General features: G+C 45.7%; 12 protein-coding genes. 4 read left to right on the plus strand and 8 right to left on the minus strand.

The features are described 5' to 3' along the window. Positions 1–38: 38 nt before the first annotated feature. From MHI54_RS17145 to MHI54_RS17165, 5 genes are all read right to left on the minus strand, one after another. Positions 39–1,958, minus strand: coding sequence for a glycoside hydrolase family 3 protein (locus tag MHI54_RS17145; RefSeq protein ID WP_340082074.1), 1,920 nt, complete (start codon positions 1,956–1,958; stop codon positions 39–41). Positions 1,959–2,772: 814 nt separating this feature from the next. Then, on the minus strand, positions 2,773–4,404 hold the full coding sequence (locus tag MHI54_RS17150) for an ABC-F family ATP-binding cassette domain-containing protein (RefSeq protein WP_095215386.1): 1,632 nt from the start codon (positions 4,402–4,404) through the stop codon (positions 2,773–2,775). 270 nt (positions 4,405–4,674) lie between these two features. Further along, positions 4,675–6,093, minus strand: coding sequence for an amidohydrolase (locus tag MHI54_RS17155; RefSeq protein WP_095215186.1), 1,419 nt, complete (start codon positions 6,091–6,093; stop codon positions 4,675–4,677). Next, entirely contained in the window at positions 6,086–6,820 is a 735-nt protein-coding gene (locus MHI54_RS17160; RefSeq protein WP_095215185.1) for a small-conductance mechanosensitive channel, read from the minus strand. The genes MHI54_RS17155 and MHI54_RS17160 overlap by 8 nt, the downstream gene beginning before the upstream one ends. A gap of 18 nt (positions 6,821–6,838) precedes the next feature. Further along, positions 6,839–7,543, minus strand: coding sequence for a DUF5058 family protein (locus MHI54_RS17165; RefSeq protein WP_233134876.1), 705 nt, complete (start codon positions 7,541–7,543; stop codon positions 6,839–6,841). 371 nt (positions 7,544–7,914) lie between these two features. Between MHI54_RS17165 and spoVB the strand changes: the two genes are divergently transcribed. Both spoVB and MHI54_RS17175 read left to right on the plus strand, forming a co-directional pair. Beyond that, a complete protein-coding gene (gene spoVB, locus MHI54_RS17170; RefSeq protein ID WP_340082075.1) occupies positions 7,915–9,441 on the plus strand; it encodes a stage V sporulation protein B in 1,527 nt (508 codons plus the stop codon). A 65-nt stretch (positions 9,442–9,506) separates the two neighbouring features. Next, a complete protein-coding gene (locus tag MHI54_RS17175) occupies positions 9,507–10,727 on the plus strand; it encodes a DHHA1 domain-containing protein (protein WP_095215183.1) in 1,221 nt (406 codons plus the stop codon). Positions 10,728–10,770: 43 nt separating this feature from the next. On the opposite strand, the gene MHI54_RS17180 is transcribed toward MHI54_RS17175, so the two are convergent. Continuing rightward, the gene (locus MHI54_RS17180; RefSeq protein WP_198946026.1) at positions 10,771–10,917 is read right to left on the minus strand and encodes a hypothetical protein; all 147 of its coding nucleotides are present in this window, start codon (positions 10,915–10,917) and stop codon (positions 10,771–10,773) included. Between the two features lie 199 nt (positions 10,918–11,116). Here MHI54_RS17180 and brnQ point away from each other — a divergent pair, with 199 nt between their 5' ends. Together brnQ and MHI54_RS17190 are read left to right on the plus strand one after the other, a co-directional pair. Next, complete coding sequence (gene brnQ, locus MHI54_RS17185; protein WP_095215182.1) at positions 11,117–12,466, plus strand: branched-chain amino acid transport system II carrier protein; 1,350 nt, start codon at positions 11,117–11,119, stop codon at positions 12,464–12,466. A 163-nt stretch (positions 12,467–12,629) separates the two neighbouring features. Further along, positions 12,630–13,472 (plus strand): aldo/keto reductase, encoded by an 843-nt coding sequence (locus MHI54_RS17190; RefSeq protein ID WP_095215181.1) that lies wholly within the window; start codon positions 12,630–12,632, stop codon positions 13,470–13,472. Between the two features lie 35 nt (positions 13,473–13,507). On the opposite strand, the gene MHI54_RS17195 is transcribed toward MHI54_RS17190, so the two are convergent. Further along, on the minus strand, positions 13,508–15,655 hold the full coding sequence (locus MHI54_RS17195; RefSeq protein ID WP_340082974.1) for a DNA topoisomerase: 2,148 nt from the start codon (positions 15,653–15,655) through the stop codon (positions 13,508–13,510). Between the two features lie 67 nt (positions 15,656–15,722). Continuing rightward, complete coding sequence (locus tag MHI54_RS17200) at positions 15,723–16,658, minus strand: IS30 family transposase (protein ID WP_340081424.1); 936 nt, start codon at positions 16,656–16,658, stop codon at positions 15,723–15,725. Positions 16,659–16,760 lie beyond the last annotated feature (102 nt).

A 16,760-nucleotide genomic window follows, 5' to 3' on the forward strand; every position in this document is an offset into this window, starting at 1 on the left:
AATACTCTTTTCAATGGAACTCCTCCCCTTTATTCGGATTATTTAAGCAGCTTCCCTGAACGAATATCGAGTCCATAACCATATGGATAAAGAACCTCTTCAGGTTGAGTGACAGATGGAATATCTACTGGTAATATACCTTTTGGCTTTGATTCACCAAAAATCGTTTTAATGCCGGCAGGAATGTTCGGCTGTCTATATGCACCATTTGAATAGCCTTTAAAACCATAGACCGCAAGCACAGCTTTTGCTTCTTCAAAATTTCCGACATCATAAGGATTGCGCAGACTCATTAACACGAACTTTTTATTCTTTGCTTCAGCATCTTTCATGACAGCTCTTGGAAAAGCTGTTGCCCATTTGCTTGAATCCTGAATACTGTCATCAATGACGCCATCATTTACAGCAGGATCATTTTTCACAACATAGGAACCGGTAATAACATAGTCTGCTTCATCAACCATGGCTGCCACCTCTTCATTGAAGGACTTTTCCGAGAAAGCATAGCCAGTAACTTCAACATCTTTCTTCTTGCCTTTTAATTCGTTTATGCTTCTTGTCATCGCTTCTACCTGATCATCAAATGGAGCAAGCACGAGAACCTTCTCACCTTTTTTTGGTTTGAAAGGGAGTGTTTTGTCTTCGTTTTTCAAAAGCGTAACAGCATCCTCCGTCATTTTCTTTTCTTGCTTCAAATGCTCCTTGTTGCCTACTACTTTTAATGAGTTAGTTACTTTTTCTTCAATTGGCGTTTTGTCAGGATCCAAAATACCGCGTTTTTCTTTCAATTTTAGAATTCTCTCAACCGATGCATTGACTTGCTCCATCGGGAGTTCTCCGGATTCGATTGCTTCTATTACTGCGTCATAAACGGAAGCCAAATTCTTTTCCATTTCCAAAGAGTTCACTTGTGCAGGCATCAACGCAATATCTACACCTGATTTTAAAGCTAATACGACGGCTTCTTCCTGGCCGAAGTTATCTGAAATCGCTTTCATATTAAGGGCATCTGTGACAATGACACCTTCAAATCCCATTTCCTCGCGTAGCAATCCTGTCAACACTTTTTTGGAAAGTGTGGCTGGAACCAAAATCTCCTGACCGTCTTTTTTGCTGATATACGTTGTATCATCAAAAGCAGGAAATTGAACGTGAGCTGTCATAATCATATCTACACCTTCATCAATTGCATTCTGAAAAGGCAGAAGCTCTACAGTTTGTAATCTATCCTTGTCATGTGTAACAAGCGGCAAACCGTAATGACTGTCAGTAGCGGTATCGCCATGTCCTGGAAAATGCTTTGCTGTTGCAGCAACATTTTGTCGTTGCAGTCCTTGTATAGTCTCAATGCCTAACTTTGAGACAAGCTCTGGATTAGAGCTGTATGAACGGACACCGATTACAGGATTATCAGGATTGTTGTTTACATCCAATGAGGGGCCGAAGTTTACATTTACACCAAGAGACGATAATTCTTCCCCAATGATTTTGCCAGTTTGATAGGCATATTTCTCACTTCGTGTTGCACCTAACGCCATGTTGCCTGGCAGATTCGTTCCCGTTTGCAGGCGTGTCACGATTCCGCCTTCCTGATCAATGGTGATGAAAAGCGGTAGTTCCGGGCTTGCATTTTGCAAGCCATCTATCAAACGGACCGTTTGCTCCGTACCCACGACGTTTTCAGCAAATAGGATAACGCCCCCTAAATGATATTTCTGAATGATGCTTCCCACTTCATCGTTCATCTCTGTAAAACCTGTTGCTTTGCTTTCCCCTTGCTCTTGCCAGTTTCGAAAGTCCGGCATAAGCATTTGACCCACTTTTTGCTCGACAGACATTCCATCAACGATAGCCTTCACATCTGTTTCAGCCTTCACATCCGTTGGTTTGATTCCAACTAAAGCTGTAACTGAAAGTGCCGCAACCAAAGCGGCTGCCGCCCATTTCTTTTTGAACATATCCCCATCCCCTTATGAATTATTTGATGGTAGAGCTTTGTAATTAGCTATCACTGCACCCCGGTTGTTTCCTATAGCGTAAAAGGGATTGCATTTTTCAGCAGGATTCATAGTCGTCGAATGTTTTTTATTCTCAGTCAGGACACTTCCCAAGTCTTATTACGTAGAACGGTCTTTCCGTAGTGTGCTGTTGACATTAGAAAAATAAAATATCAATTATTTAAAGCTGTGCCTAAAAGAAAAAAGTCGTTGCACAAGGATAATAGGTTAAGAGGAGCCGATCGATACAATGAGTAAGCCCGAATGTTTATATCGACACTCTCTTTTACAAGATTGAGTACTTAAAGGATTTCTTTGTTTTGTAGGAATAAGAGGTAGCGAATGAGCCATCGACCAGATTTCCATTGGCTATCAAGCTTGCAATTAGACACTTAACAGTAATGCTGGTGTACCGCTTACAAAAGCGGAGTATTTCTGGTGGATATTGAGCTATTCAAAAGCTTGGTGCTTTCATAAAGTGGGAAGCGCTTCAAATATAATCAATATTTTGAAAACTGCAGGCAGAATGGCAGCAAAAGGAAGATACTAAAGCTATGAGGTAGTATTGCCTGTTCTATGATTACCTCCATTTCTAGTTTTGTCCCAAGTTTAACACACTCCATTATAAGATGGTTCAATATTATAGCTTCTTTCAAATTCAGGAAAACTTGCCTATTACCTTTTATATAGCACTGAATGTTTACATACATAAACACTTCCAATTAAAGAAACAAGAAGAGCTGTTATTTGAATACGCAGCTCTTCTTGTTTTTATCTAATTCTTCAGTTGTCTAATTATTTTTGTCAGTTGATTAAAACGATCATCCAAATCCTCGTACGCCGTATCTCCAGGTGTCAGCATACTCAGCTTACCCAATACTTCCTGACGCTCGTTTTCCAGCTGCATCAGCTGTATACCGTCCTCCGTCGTCGTTGTGGCTGCTGTACTTAATTTTTTGTTTAGTTTACCATCCTGGATGATCAGCTGTGTATCTGTCACTTTCTCCCGGAAATAACGATCATGGGTGATGACAAGCAATGTTCCGCTGTAAGCTGCAAGTGTCTGTTCCAGCTGCTCACGGGACGGGAGGTCCATGTGATTTGTAGGTTCATCCAGCAAAAGGACATCCTTGTCAGTCAATATATGCTGCATCAGCTTCAATTTCACTCTTTCCCCCATACTCATTTCTCCAATCGGGAGGGTCCAGCTGTCTATTTCAAAGCCAAGATGCAGAAGCAGTGTCTGGACCCTTCCCCTGTCGGCAAACGTCTGCTGATGAAATATCTCGGCCGGTGTCTTTTCCAAAGGGAGGTCATGAACATCTTGTGAAAGGTAGCCGATGTTTGCTGATGGGGAAATCCAAATCTCTCCTGTGTAAGGTTCATCATCCGCAATCATGCGGAAGAAAGTTGTTTTTCCGGAACCATTCGGTCCCTGCAAGCTGATTCTTTCACCGTGCATGATGGTAAAATTGGCATTCCGGAATAATGTTTTCCCATCAAATTGCTTGGTTACGTTTTTGCATTCCAAAAATCGTTTGCCGGTTCTGCCGGCAGTATGCAGCTCAAACGATACAGCTCGCTCCGGCACGATGGCCTCGGCCTTTTCTTTTTTCAGTTCTTTTTCCAATCGTTTTTGTTTGGATTTTACTGCCTTATCCATTCTTTTGGCCTTTTTTCGGTAGTACTCTTTGGCAAATTCCTGTTTGGTGGATTGAGCATGTGCTCTTGTGCTCCAGTTTTTCAGGGAAGCGATTTGTCCTTCTACTTGCCGGATGCGTTTTTGCTGTTTGTCATAGGCATACTGCTGGGCCGCTTTTTCCTTTTGGCGATGATCTATATAGGCAGTATAATTTCCCGTGAAAGTATGAAGATCTTGATCTTCGATAGCCCATATCTTTACAGACACTTGATCGAGAAAATACCTGTCATGTGACACAATCAGTATCGTTTTGTTTGATTTTTGGATTTGTTCTATCAGCAGCTGGACACTATCTTCATCCAGGTGATTAGTTGGTTCATCCAGCATCAAAACTTCCGCTTTACTCGAAAATCCGTGCGCAAGCCTTGCTTTCAGTTTCTCTCCGCCACTCATCCGATGGTAAGGAACGGATGGAACTCGCCACTTACTGAGTAAAATAGCTGCTTCAGACCCAAGTGAGTCGGAAGAATAGCAGTCACTCTCCTGTTCGACCAATTCTATCCCGAGGGAATCCGCCTTCCATAAGGACCCCTCTGTCATTTGCTTGGTTCCAGCCAGCAATTGCAATAATGTGCTCTTTCCAGCGCCATTCCTTCCAGTTATCCCGACGATATCACCTTGATGGATTGCTGCATTCGCCCCCTGTATAATGGGACGCTCTCCGTACATATAGCTGACTTGCTGTAATTTGATCAGTTCTTTCACATGGATCCGCTCCTTTTTCATAGGAGGACAGAAAAAAATCCTCCCAAAATAAATTGGAAGGATCAGCCGTACCACAAAAGCACATACATCCGTCAAGAGCTGTATGTTACCGTTTATTTTAAAGATGGGCAGACTAATCCTATTTTGTACGCGTTGAAAATATCTTTTTCAATTCGTGAGAAAATAAGATTAGTCAATCATTGTCCACCCATCATCCTCTCGTCTTCGTTGCTTCCAGTATACCAAAAGCAAATCGGAAGTCAATTGCACTTAAATCAATTGCTCTTTCCGTTCTGTTCCTGGTGCGAGTATGCTCTCCTCAAGACCGGCCTGATAAGGTCTGCCGGAAGTCGCTTCCGCAAACTCCGCTTTCGCTTGCTCCACAAGGGCTGGTTCGGTCAGCAGGTCATATGCGGTCAAAGCCATGATTCGCGCAGCATAATGCATCCCTTTTAGTCCGATGCTCGTTCCAAATACTGCAGTTGCTTGCCAAGCATGCACCTGGGTGCCGATCGGGCCGCATGTCGTGCCGATACTGGCCAAAGGTGCAATCCAGCTGACATCAGCCACATCCGTCGAACCAGGCATAGTGGAGTCTTTCAGTTTCACATCATAGAAATTCTTTGTCGGAAGGATATCATTCGGATCAAGCTGCAGCTGACGGCGGGATGCCTCGATCAGCTTGGGATCCATCGATTTTCGCAGTATGGCAGCATATGCAGTTTCATCCGAGGTGAAGCTTTCCATTGGATAATCCTCCATATTGCGGTAATTCAATATATCCAATGTGTCATTAGTCAGCATATGATAGCAATTGGCCAATAGTTCATGTGAGGTAGACGTTCCAGTGATCAATGCCGCCCCTTTGGCTATATCATGCAAACGGGAAAGCATATCCTCCACTTGGTCGCGGTCGGACCCGCGCAGATAATACCATACTTCCGCCTCATCAGGTACGATATTCGGTGCTTGGCCGCCGTTTGTGATGGCATAATGGATTCTCGTGCCGTCAGCCAGATGCTCCCGGAGATAGTTCGCGCCTATATTCATGATTTCCACTGCATCCAGTGCGCTTCGGCCTGCGTGAGGGGCGCCTGCCGCATGAGCAGGTACACCGTGGAAACGATATTTAATCGAAATCATTGCCTGGGTGCTGTAATTCTGGACCACATTACTTGTACTTGGATGCCAGGTAAGGCAGCAGTCCAAGTCGTCGAATACCCCTTCCCTCGCCATGAATGTCTTGCCGGAGAGTACCTCTTCAGCCGGGCAGCCATAATAGCGAATCGTGCCGCTCACCTTTCCTTGATCGATCAGCTCCTTTAGTGCCAATACAGTCTCGACACCTGCAGTGCCGAGTAAGTGATGACCGCAGGCATGGCCGGGGCCGTTCTCCACGACTGGATCTTTATAAGGCTTACTGGATTGGGACAGACCTGGCAATGCATCGAATTCACCTAGGATGCCGATGATCGGATGGCCTTTGCCATATTCTGCATAAAAGGCTGTCTGCATACCGCCGATGCTATCTGTGATAAGGAAACCTGCATCGGAGAGGATCTTCTTCTGAGCCGCACTCGCATATGTCTCCTCATAAGCGATTTGAGGGTTTTGCCAAATATCAAGGGCAAGGCTTCCTATGACATTCTCCAGCTCTTTCAGGATCGTAAGCAAATCTTTTTTACTCATGGATCATCTCTCCTTCATCGGGACTTTTCTTTACTTGCTTGTTTTCCAAAAGGACACAAAGAATCACTGTAAGGAACATGCAGACCAATCCTTTGAAGAATACTGGAATCGGCAGCTGTGTCATCAGGATGCCGAAAACGATGCCGATGGCGCCGAACAGAGGCTTTTTCATGGATAATTGTGCGATCATCCCCCCAAAAATGGCAGGAATGATGTAGGTGAATGCTGCTTGTAAGGACTCCGGTATGACAGAAAGGATATAGGAACCAGCCAGGATGACCGGAATGAGTACAGCTATATTCATAAAGCTGGCAGCGGCAATAGCCAACGTGGCTGCCACTTCTCCTTTCCTCGTACCAGGATCTGCTCCGATAACCTGCTGAGCAGCTGCTGCAGAGGGCAAACACATATTGGCTATATTCCCGGTGAGGAAACTCAAATAAGTACCGGAAACACCAAGGGTTGCATAATAACTGACGGGCTCTACCACCCAAGCAAAACCAACCAAGGCGATATATGCGAGAAAGGCTGCGAAAATGGCCTGCCAGCCCGGGTGATAGCCTTCGACGAACGAGAGATAAAGCGGCAATGCTGCCGATAAGACAATTACACAGCCGATTGTAAGCCTTCCCCAAAAGTGGGCATTCGTATGGAAAGCATCAAAGGTCTGCTCCTGTGTTTCGATGAGGCGTTCCTGTACTGCTACCTGCTCGGCTGTTTTGGCCATCGTTTTTCCCTCCGTTTCTTATCCGATAAAGTAGCCGACTGTCAGGCCGCCGACGATGGCAAATCCCAAAGCCCACTCTTTCAGCCAATTTTTCTGCAGTTTATTGGCTGCCAGCAAGGTGACGATCGTTAGGAGGACACTGGTCATGATGACAAGAGAGTGACCGCTGCTCTTCACTGCTTCATTAGCTGCAAAATAGCCGAAGGCACCAAGCATGGCCGCTGTTGAAATGATTACCATCTTCTTCGTGCCATTTTTCCTTGAGGTGATTTTCTTTTGGAAGGTGCCCAATGACTTCGTAAAGAAAAATGTGACGATCAGCCAGCCTGTACCGCCGATACACAATGTCCAGGCAATTGTCGTGAAAGCCTCTGGCCCGAAGCTGGCTGATCCTAGCTCCGTGCCATAAGCACTGGAGGCCATTTGGGCACCGAGTGATTCTGTTGCCGATGAGCCAATGATGGCACTGCGCATCATCGTAAGCGGATTGCCGATCAATGTCATCAGCGAGACAGCAATGATGATATTACCCAATGACGGGCCGATAGCTGCAATAGCACCTGTTTTCATTGCGCTCCGTGCTTCCTGCTCCGTCATGCCAACTGCAGCCCTGGCTCGAAAGGCAGATCGTACGAAGACAATACCTTGAAACACGACAATACTGACGACAAGCAGACAGAACAGCCATAAGATTCCGCCGTTCATGATTTCGGAAATCGGCAATGGATAACCCCCTTTTAATATTCTGATTATTATGTTAATTACGATTCCGAAGTATGTCAAAACCTTTATGAAAAACAGGATAAATTGAGTAAGGGTATAGGGAAATCAATGCGGAATCTTACCTATTGCTTGTCAGATTCTTTATCATGCATGCATTGATCAAGTAACGGGCTTACCTATAATTTAGAATGGAATGGATTCCATGTCTATCGCTCTTTTTTAGCTTTCCTTTCGATAATTAAGTTAGCCTAGTTCCAAAAAACATAAAGAAGATTATGATGCCGTGCTTTGTCTGTCTGTTTTAAGTACATAAACATAAACCCTCTTTTCTCCACATACATCTAAAACATGGACAAGTTGAGGTGACAAAAGTGGGAAAACAATCATTATTGAAAGGTACGATCATTCTGGCTGTGGCTGCCTGCTACAGCAAACTGATTGGATTCATAAACGGGATCGTTTTGTCACGGCTGTTAGGACCCGAAGGAATCGGGCTTGCCATGATGGCAATGCCGGTAACTGGTCTCTTGATTGCAGTAACCGGTTTTGGGCTGGAGGTTGCTGTCGCCAATCTGGTGGCAGAGAATAATGCGACGAATAATCGGACAAGACTGCGGCACGTCCTTTCTGTTTCCTTTTTGATTACAGGAACATTGAGCATCTTTACATCCTTGCTGTTGCTTGGAGTGGTTCACTTTGCTCCTGGAATTTTGTTTGCCGATGAGCGGGCAATCTACACATTTACGGCAATCATACCGATCATCCCGATTGTTGCGATATCCTCCATTTTGAAAGGTTACTTCCATGGGAAACAGTATATGTCTCCTGGAGCCTTCGCTTCGATCCTGGAACAGAGCGTGCAGCTGGTTGTGACGTACATGCTCGTCCAATATCTGCTTCCATATGGGCTTGGCGTGGCAGCGGCCGGTGCAGTGATCAGCATGATCATCGGGGAAGCGATATCTTTGGGAGTATTGATGATCGCCTTCAACAAGCAGAAGGAATTCAAATGGCGTTTCCTGCATATCATCGGGGATCTCCTCCGGGATGGCAGACAGCATACCCGCGACCTCATCAGGGTTGCATTGCCGAATACCGGCAGCCATTTAGTCAATAGCTTTGCAGGCGTGCTGCTGCCGATCATCATCACCCACAGCTTTCTCACAGCCGGGCTGACTGCCGAGACTGCCACCGAAACATATGGTCTTTTAATGGGCTATGTCATGCCGCTCGTATTCGTCCCGACATTCATCACACACTCTTTATCGACAAACTTGCTCCCTTCCATCAGTGATTTGTATGCGCGCCGTCAATTCCAGGAAATGTACAGCAATATAAACCAGGTGATAAACGTCACGATGATGATCTGCATCCCTTGGGCACTGTTTCTTTATTTCTTCGCAACCGATTTGACGGGCTTGTTCTATCATTCAGAAGAAGCGGGCCTGCTCATCCAGAAGATGATCTTTTGCTTTATGCTCAGCTACTTGCAGATTCCGCTCCAGGCGGTGCTGATCGGAATCGGAAAAAGCAGTGTCGTCCTTTATAACAATCTGATTGCCGCACTTGCCAGTCTGCTGATGATTTACTTTGTCGCATCGCAGCCGAGCATGGGTGTGAATGGCGTCATACTCGGAATGAACCTGGGAGAGGTACTGGGCACAGTGCTCCATTTCGCCAGCCTTTATCAGGCTGTTCGTTTCCCTTTCAGCTTTGCCCGCTTCTATAAACTGCTTTTGGCCATCACCTGCATGGCATCCTGCGCGATCTTCTTGTATATGACGCTTGATTCTTATATTTCAAATGGCTATGTGCTGCTAAGCAGCGTATTGGTCATATCTGCCGTCTTTTATTTGCTCCTTCTCCACCGCTTTCGCCTGTTCAAACAAGAACAGTAGCAGAATCATGCTTGAAGCCGATAATTCCGCTAGGTTATACTAATACTAGTAATTGAGGTGAAGAGATGTATAAATTATTGACACATAATGACCTGGACGGTGTCGGCTGCGGTATTTTGGCGACACTTGCTTTTGGGGAGGATGTTGACATCCGTTATAATTCCATCAGCAGTCTGAATGAAGAAGTGAAGAAATTCCTTGCCGATGAAACCCAGCATGAGAAAGAACTATGGGTGACGGATTTGGCGGTGAATGAAGAAAATGAAGCCGCGATCAGCGAATTCATCCTATCTGGCGGCAAGGCCCGCCTTATCGATCATCATAAGACAAGTGAACATCTGAATGCTCATGATTGGGCGTGGATCGCGACTAAGCAAGAAGATGGAACGCAGACTTCAGCAACAAGTATGCTGTATGACGTCCTGGTGGATGAAGGACATCTGGAGAAAACAAAAGCGGTAAGCGAATTTGTCGAGCTTGTCCGCCAATATGATACATGGGAATGGGAAAAACGGCAGAATGAAGCTGCCAAGCAGCTGAATGCCCTTCTCTTCCTGCAAAGCATCGAGGAATTTGCAGGTGAAATGATAGAACGCCTGCAGCACAGTGCATCTTTCGTTTTCAGCGATTTGGAAGAAAAACTGCTGCAAGTCCAGGATGCCCAGACAGCACGTTATATTCGCAAGAAAAGGAAGCAAGTCGTGCCTGTCAAAATAGATACATATCTAGCGGGAGTCGTTCATGCAGAGTCCTACCTCTCTGAATTGGGAAATGATTTGGGTAAGACTTTCCCGCATCTTGATTTGATCGTCATGGTGATGATGGGTACCAAACGCTTGAGTCTCCGTACGATTCACGATGATATCGATGTATCAGCCATTGCGGCGAAATACGGTGGCGGCGGTCATCAAAAAGCTTCCGGAGCAACATTGACGGAAGATGCTTTTGAGCTGTTCGTAAAGAATGCTTTCGATTTGCAGACATTGCGGCCGGATGCTGCCGATAACCGTTTCAATGTGCCGGAAAACGATCTGGGAACGTTATATGCAAATGAGCTAAATGACAAATTCCTCATCGTCCAGCAAAATCGGAAATATTATATCATGAAAAATCAGCAGCCGGCTGAAATCGGCTTTGCATCTTTCGAGGAAGCGGAACGACATCTAAAACGGGAAGAGCACGCTTTCCTCGTCACAGATCATCGCTTTGTAAAATATTTGAGCGAACGTGTGAAGAAACAGGACCTTACCGTAGATCAGCCTGTCCAAAAGAATCAGGAGAACTAACAAAGAGCGGGAGACACTCAGTTGTTTCCCGCTCTTTTCCTTATTATTTTTCCGCTGCGGCGATTGCCTGCTCGATCAGCAGAATATCCTCATGAATCAAATTCCGTATTTGCGGCTCCGGGCATCGTCTGTATTCATCCTCCAGCCGTTTCAGCTCTGCATAAAAGATATCAATGTCCGTAAAATGCATATTTTCTGCCTCCAAGTGGCTTTTTATTTATATATGCCAACCCCCTTGAAAAATATACCTCCTATTTAATATTATTTATAGTTGTTGCCGCATGATTTATGTGGTAGAATCTCTCTAACACAGTCAAAATATTTTCAATATTTAATCTATTGAATTATCTGACTATTTAGAAAATGTTTTTTCGCTTGGAGGCACTTATATGAAAAAATCAATTCCCTTTTCTTATGTGATCGTCACTGGTTTCATGCTGTTCGCCCTTTTCTTCGGGGCAGGCAATCTGATTTTCCCTGCCCTTCTTGGCCAGCAGTCCGGGACTAATGTATTGACTGCCAACATCGGCTTTGTCATCACCGGTGTGGGGCTGCCGCTTCTTGCTATTTTAGCCTTCGCCATATCAGGCAAAAATGATTTGCAGGACTTGGCCAGCCGGGCTCATCCGATCTTCGGGCTTGCTTTCACCGTCATCTTGTATCTGTCCATCGGACCGTTATTTGCGATGCCGCGTACAGGCACAGTATCATTTGAAATCGGCATCCAGCCATTTCTGCCTGCTGATGCCGGACCATGGCCGCTGCTCATTTATTCCATCCTGTTCTTCGGGATTACCTGCTTCTTCTCTTTGAAACCGGCTAAAATCGTCGATGTGGTCGGTAAATATCTGACACCAGCCTTGCTGCTGTCCATTGCCGTGCTGATCATCACGGTCCTTGTCAATCCGATCGGCAGTCCGCAGGATCCAACGGAAGCTTACAGCAGCAACGCTTTCTTCAAAGGTTTCCAGGAAGGCTATCTGACAATGGATACACTTGCGGCGTTCGTATTCGGTATCATTGTCATCAACTCTGTGAAAAATATCGGCATCACGGACCGCAAAAGCATTCTAGGGTTCACATGGAAAGCAGCCTTGATCGCCGCGGCCCTGCTTGCTTTGATCTACACTTCCTTATCCTATCTTGGCGCAACAAGTGTAGCCGGCATTGGCTTGCTGGATAATGGCGGTGCCGTCCTGGCCGGGGTTTCCGAATCCTATTACGGAAGTTTCGGCAACGTCTTGCTTGGTTTGATTGTACTGGGTGCCTGCCTGACGACAAGCATCGGTTTGGTGACAGCATGCAGCAGCTATTTCAGCCGTCTGCTTCCTAAAGTCTCTTACAATGTTATCGCCATCGCACTATCTGCTTTCAGTGCTGTCGTCGCAAATGCCGGTTTGGCTAATATCATCACATTCAGCGTCCCGGTATTGACAATCATCTATCCGCTGGCCATCGTCTTGATTTTACTGACTTTCTTGCATAATGCTTTCGCTGGAAGCAGAGCTGTCTACTTGATCAGCCTTCTTTTCACTTTTGCAGTCAGCCTGATGGAAGGCTTGAATGCAGCCGGAATACCGATCCAGGGAGTGCAGGATTTCCTGACAGATAATCTGCCGCTATACAGCCTGGGACTAGGCTGGCTATTGCCGGCAATCATTGGAGCTGTGATCGGATTCATCGTTCATTTAGCAACTGGGTCCAATCGTAACGAATTAAAAAATGCAGGTGTACGGTAAGCATTCATAAAAGACTATAAGAAAACACGCTTGGATTTTTCAAGCGTGCTTTCTTTTTTGATTTTTATGAAACACGTCCCAAAAACAAGCAAAGGATGCTGATGTAAGACAATCCTTACCATTTATGCTACGCTTGAAAGAGAATCGGAAAGGAGAGAATTGTATGCAAAATCATATCCCTACCTTGAAACTGCACGACGGTTCGATTTTCCCTGCTGTCGGCTTCGGTACATATCAATTGAAAGGCAGCCAAGGCGTGCAGGCGATCCGCAGTGCAATCGATGCCGGCTATCGTCTTTTGGACACTGCGTATAATTATGAAAACGAGGCGACTGTCGGACAAGCGATAAAGCAGCATGGCATCCCCCGTGAGGAAATCCTGGTGACATCCAAGCTGCCTGGCCGTTACCAAAAATATGATGATGCGATTACAGCAATTCAGGAATCCCTTTATCGTGCTGGCCTGGATTATTATGACTTATATTTGATTCATTGGCCGAATCCGAATCAAGATCATTACGTCGAAGCCTGGCAGGCTTTGCTTGATGCACGTAAATGGGGTCTTATCCGTTCGGTTGGTGTATGCAACTTCCTGCCCGAACATTTGGACAGACTCAAGGAAGAAACCGGTGAGCTGCCAGTCATCAACCAGATCGAGCTGCATCCATTTTTCAATCAGGAGGAACAGCGGCGCTACCATGAGGAAAATGGCATCGTGACGGAATCCTGGAGTCCGCTCGGCAGAAAGACCAATCTGCTGCAGCATCCTTTACTTGCTGAGATCGCCGAAAAGCATGGCAGGACCGTTTCCCAAATTGTACTGCGCTGGCATTATCAGCTGGGTAGCATCGCCATCCCAAAATCAGCCACACCAAGCAGACAGCTTGAGAATATTGCCATCTTCGATTTCGAGCTTGATCAAGCCGACATGGAAAAAATCAGCGGGCTGACAGCTGCGGACGGAAGGATCGCCGATCAGGACCCGGCGGTATATGAAGAATTTTAATAAAAGCGCTGTGCGGATTCCGCGCAGCGCTCTTATCATTTCTTCTCGAATTCCATTTTCCAGCTGTAATAGTCGTTGTCCGGATTCTTTTCATAAGAAAGGTAGGCGGAAAATTTCTTGCCTCTCTTGCTCGTCAGTCCTTTTACATGGGCGGTGCCGCTTTTCAGCAAGGCTTTCACCATCGTCTTGGTCGGCTTCTTCCGCATTGCTGCCAGGAATTTATCCGCCTTCCAAATGATGAAGCTGCAGGATTTTTTGTAGTTTTTACAGCCGAATCCCTTATACCCTTCCACGACTTCCCCGCCGCAAGCCGGACACTTGCCAAGTACTTCATGCGTGAGGGTTTGCTTTTCGATTGTCCGTATCGGAGCTGCTTGATCCTGTTTCATCGTTTGGACAGCTTCCTTCGTGAAAGAAAAAATCATCTCCAAAAATTCTTCCCGTTCCACTTTGGCATCTTCTATATCTGCCAGTGTCTTCTCCAGTCTTCCGGTAAAGTTCAAGTCAAATAACGGCTTGACCGGAAAAGTTTCCACAAGCTTTTTACCTGTTTCCGTCACATGCAGCTCTTTGCCTTTGTTGCTGATATAGTGAATATCTTTCAGTTTCTTGATCGTTTCCGCCCTTGTTGCCGCCGTCCCGATACTGAAGCCCCGCAGAACCTCACCTATTTCCTCTTCGTCCTGCTTTCCTTTGCCGCAAGTTTCCATGACGCGTAATAACGTCTTTTCCGTATGCGGCTTCGGTGGCTGCGTCATATGAGAAGTGACAGCTGATTCCCATGTATCGACCAGCATGCCTTCTTTGACATCCGGCAACAATGTTTCCTTTGCTTGCTGCTTCTCGACTTTTTTCCAGCCATCGGCGAGCTGAATCCGTCCCTTGGAGATAAAACTGCCGGATAGGGATACATCCGAAATCACGGTTTCCAGGATGGTTTCCTCATATACCGCGACCGGCATGAATTGCATGATGAAACGATTTTTGATCGCATTATAAACAAGCTCCTGATCCGGGGTAAGCCTTTTTGGCAGCACGTACGTCGGTATGATGGCGCTATGGCTGGAAACCTTGCTGTTATTGAATACGCGCTTTGAGCGGGTAAATTTGATTTCGGCTTCATAAGGCAATCCCGCTGCCACTTTTTTCAATACTCCAGCTGCCTTGCCTACAAGACTTTCCTCCAATGCTGTACTGGATGTACGAGGATAAGTGATATATTTCTTTTCATAAAGCGTTTGTGCTACCTTCAGCACCTTATCGGATGTCCATCCGCTGTATCTTGCCGTCATATGACCTTGCAGACCGGATAGATTGAACAAAGGCGGGCAAAATTCCTTCTTTTCTTCCGTCTGCTTATCCTTGATTTGCCCTTGTTTCCCCTGTATTTGCTGAAGGATGCTTTGCAGCGGCTCCCTTTCCTTGAACTTATCCGTTTTCCCTTCCTTATAGACACCTTCATAAAACTGCATATCGGCTGTACGGAAAGTCGCCATCAGCTTGAAATAAGGCTCGGGTTTGAACTCACTGATTTCCTTATCGCGATCATAGATGATTTTCAAAGTCGGCAGGAGCACCCGTCCGATATTTAGTACTTTACCGCGGCCGCTCTGATAACGGAGTGTCGCTACCGAGGTCAGGTTGATCCCGATGACCCAATCGGCCCATTGGCGGCCGATCCCGGCATCATATAGGGGCTGAAGCTCAGCGTTTGGGCGCAGCGACTGGAGACCGCGCAGCACTTCCTGCTCCGTCCACTCATTCAACAGCAGCCGGTAGACAGGCTTATCCGGTTTCACATAGTTGATGATGCTGTCCCCGATCAGCTGTCCTTCCCGGTCATAGTCACAGGCAGACACAATCCGGCTGACATCCCTTCTTTGCATGAGCCGTTTTACGATGGCAATCTGCTTTTTCGCCCCTGGGTCAGCAGCATCGCGATTGCGCGGACTCGATTTTACTTTATAGCGGAAGGAATCCGGCACAAATGGAAAGTTATCCAGCTTCCATCTTGCCATCCCAGCGTCATAATCTTTCGCATCATATAATTGCAGCAGGTGGCCGAAAGCCCATGTAATGATATACTCAGACCCTTCATAGAATCCGTCCTGTTTCGTTTTTATTTTCAATGCATCAGCGATATTCTTCGCAACCGAAGGCTTTTCCGCCAAAATGACAGTCATACTCATATATAGATAAAACTCCTTTGATCTATCAAGCTCATAACCTCTATTTTAACATGATAGTTTGTCAATCTAAATGCGACAGTTCCTCCTGGAAAGCCTCGTAAGGAGTTTTCCATCCTAATATTTTTCGCGGGCGATGATTAATTAGGTATAGTGCTTGGTGGATTTCATCTTCTGAAACAGAGGCTAAGTCTGTTTTCTTTGGGAAGAACTCCCGAAGCAGCCCGTTACTGTTTTCATTGGTTCCTCGCTGCCATGGGGCATACGGATCGGCAAAGTAAACCGAGATATCCATTTCATTTTCGATTTCTTGATAACAAGCAAATTCTTTCCCTCGATCTGTGGTCGCTGTCTTAAATATTTCCTTAGGCATAGAAGCTGCCACTTGTGAGATAGCTTCCTTCATAGAGCGTGCACTTCGATCGTTCATTTTAACTGCGAGAAAGAAACGCGTTTTGCGTTCGGCAAACGTTCCGAAGCATCCTTTACTTTTTCCACGGCTTGATACTACTGTATCTAGTTCCCAATGGCCTGCCGATTTTCGGTCCTTCACATCTTTTGGACGCTCCTTTATCGACGTACCAATATTGAATCGACCTCTCGTTTCCCGGGGTTTTTGCCTTTTTCCTTTTTGACGGAAGACCTGATGATCGACAGAGAATCGTCTTTGATTCATCCAACGATAGATGGTTTTGAAGCTGATGATACCCAGCCTTCCTTGAATTTGTTCAGGTGACCAAGTGAGCTTTAATTTCTCCTCAATAACCACTCTAAGCTCTTCTTTCCATTTACCTTTAGGAATACAAAATTCCCGTCGTTTTTGATACATTCTGTCAGCAGAGTCAGCTTTATAGCTGCCCTCACTGTTACGCTCCAATTCTCTGGAAATAGTCGAATGGTGTCTCCCTAACTCCTTTGCGATACGACGTGCAGACCAGCCAAGCTTGTATAGTGTTTCTAGTTTTCCTCGTTCAATTGTAGTAAGATGGGAATAGCTCATGTTTTCCTCCGTTTAAGATTAGGTATGGTAACTTCATCTTACACGAGGAAACATGGGCTTTTCTATTTTCAAAAGGTGTCGCACTTAATATTACAATTCATC

This window comes from Terribacillus sp. FSL K6-0262 (genome assembly GCF_037977385.1).
Taxonomy (GTDB): domain Bacteria; phylum Bacillota; class Bacilli; order Bacillales; family Amphibacillaceae; genus Terribacillus.

Coding starts and splice junctions, on each gene's coding strand:
- MHI54_RS17145 (WP_340082074.1), bottom strand. CDS start 1,958: ATGTTCAAAAAGAAATGGGCGGCAGCCGCTTTGGTTGCGGCACTTTCA.
- MHI54_RS17155 (WP_095215186.1), bottom strand. CDS start 6,093: ATGAGTAAAAAAGATTTGCTTACGATCCTGAAAGAGCTGGAGAATGTC.
- MHI54_RS17160 (WP_095215185.1), bottom strand. CDS start 6,820: ATGGCCAAAACAGCCGAGCAGGTAGCAGTACAGGAACGCCTCATCGAA.
- MHI54_RS17175 (WP_095215183.1), top strand. CDS start 9,507: ATGTATAAATTATTGACACATAATGACCTGGACGGTGTCGGCTGCGGT.
- MHI54_RS17180 (WP_198946026.1), bottom strand. CDS start 10,917: ATGCATTTTACGGACATTGATATCTTTTATGCAGAGCTGAAACGGCTG.
- brnQ (WP_095215182.1), top strand. CDS start 11,117: ATGAAAAAATCAATTCCCTTTTCTTATGTGATCGTCACTGGTTTCATG.
- MHI54_RS17190 (WP_095215181.1), top strand. CDS start 12,630: ATGCAAAATCATATCCCTACCTTGAAACTGCACGACGGTTCGATTTTC.
- MHI54_RS17195 (WP_340082974.1), bottom strand. CDS start 15,655: ATGACTGTCATTTTGGCGGAAAAGCCTTCGGTTGCGAAGAATATCGCT.
- MHI54_RS17200 (WP_340081424.1), bottom strand. CDS start 16,658: ATGAGCTATTCCCATCTTACTACAATTGAACGAGGAAAACTAGAAACA.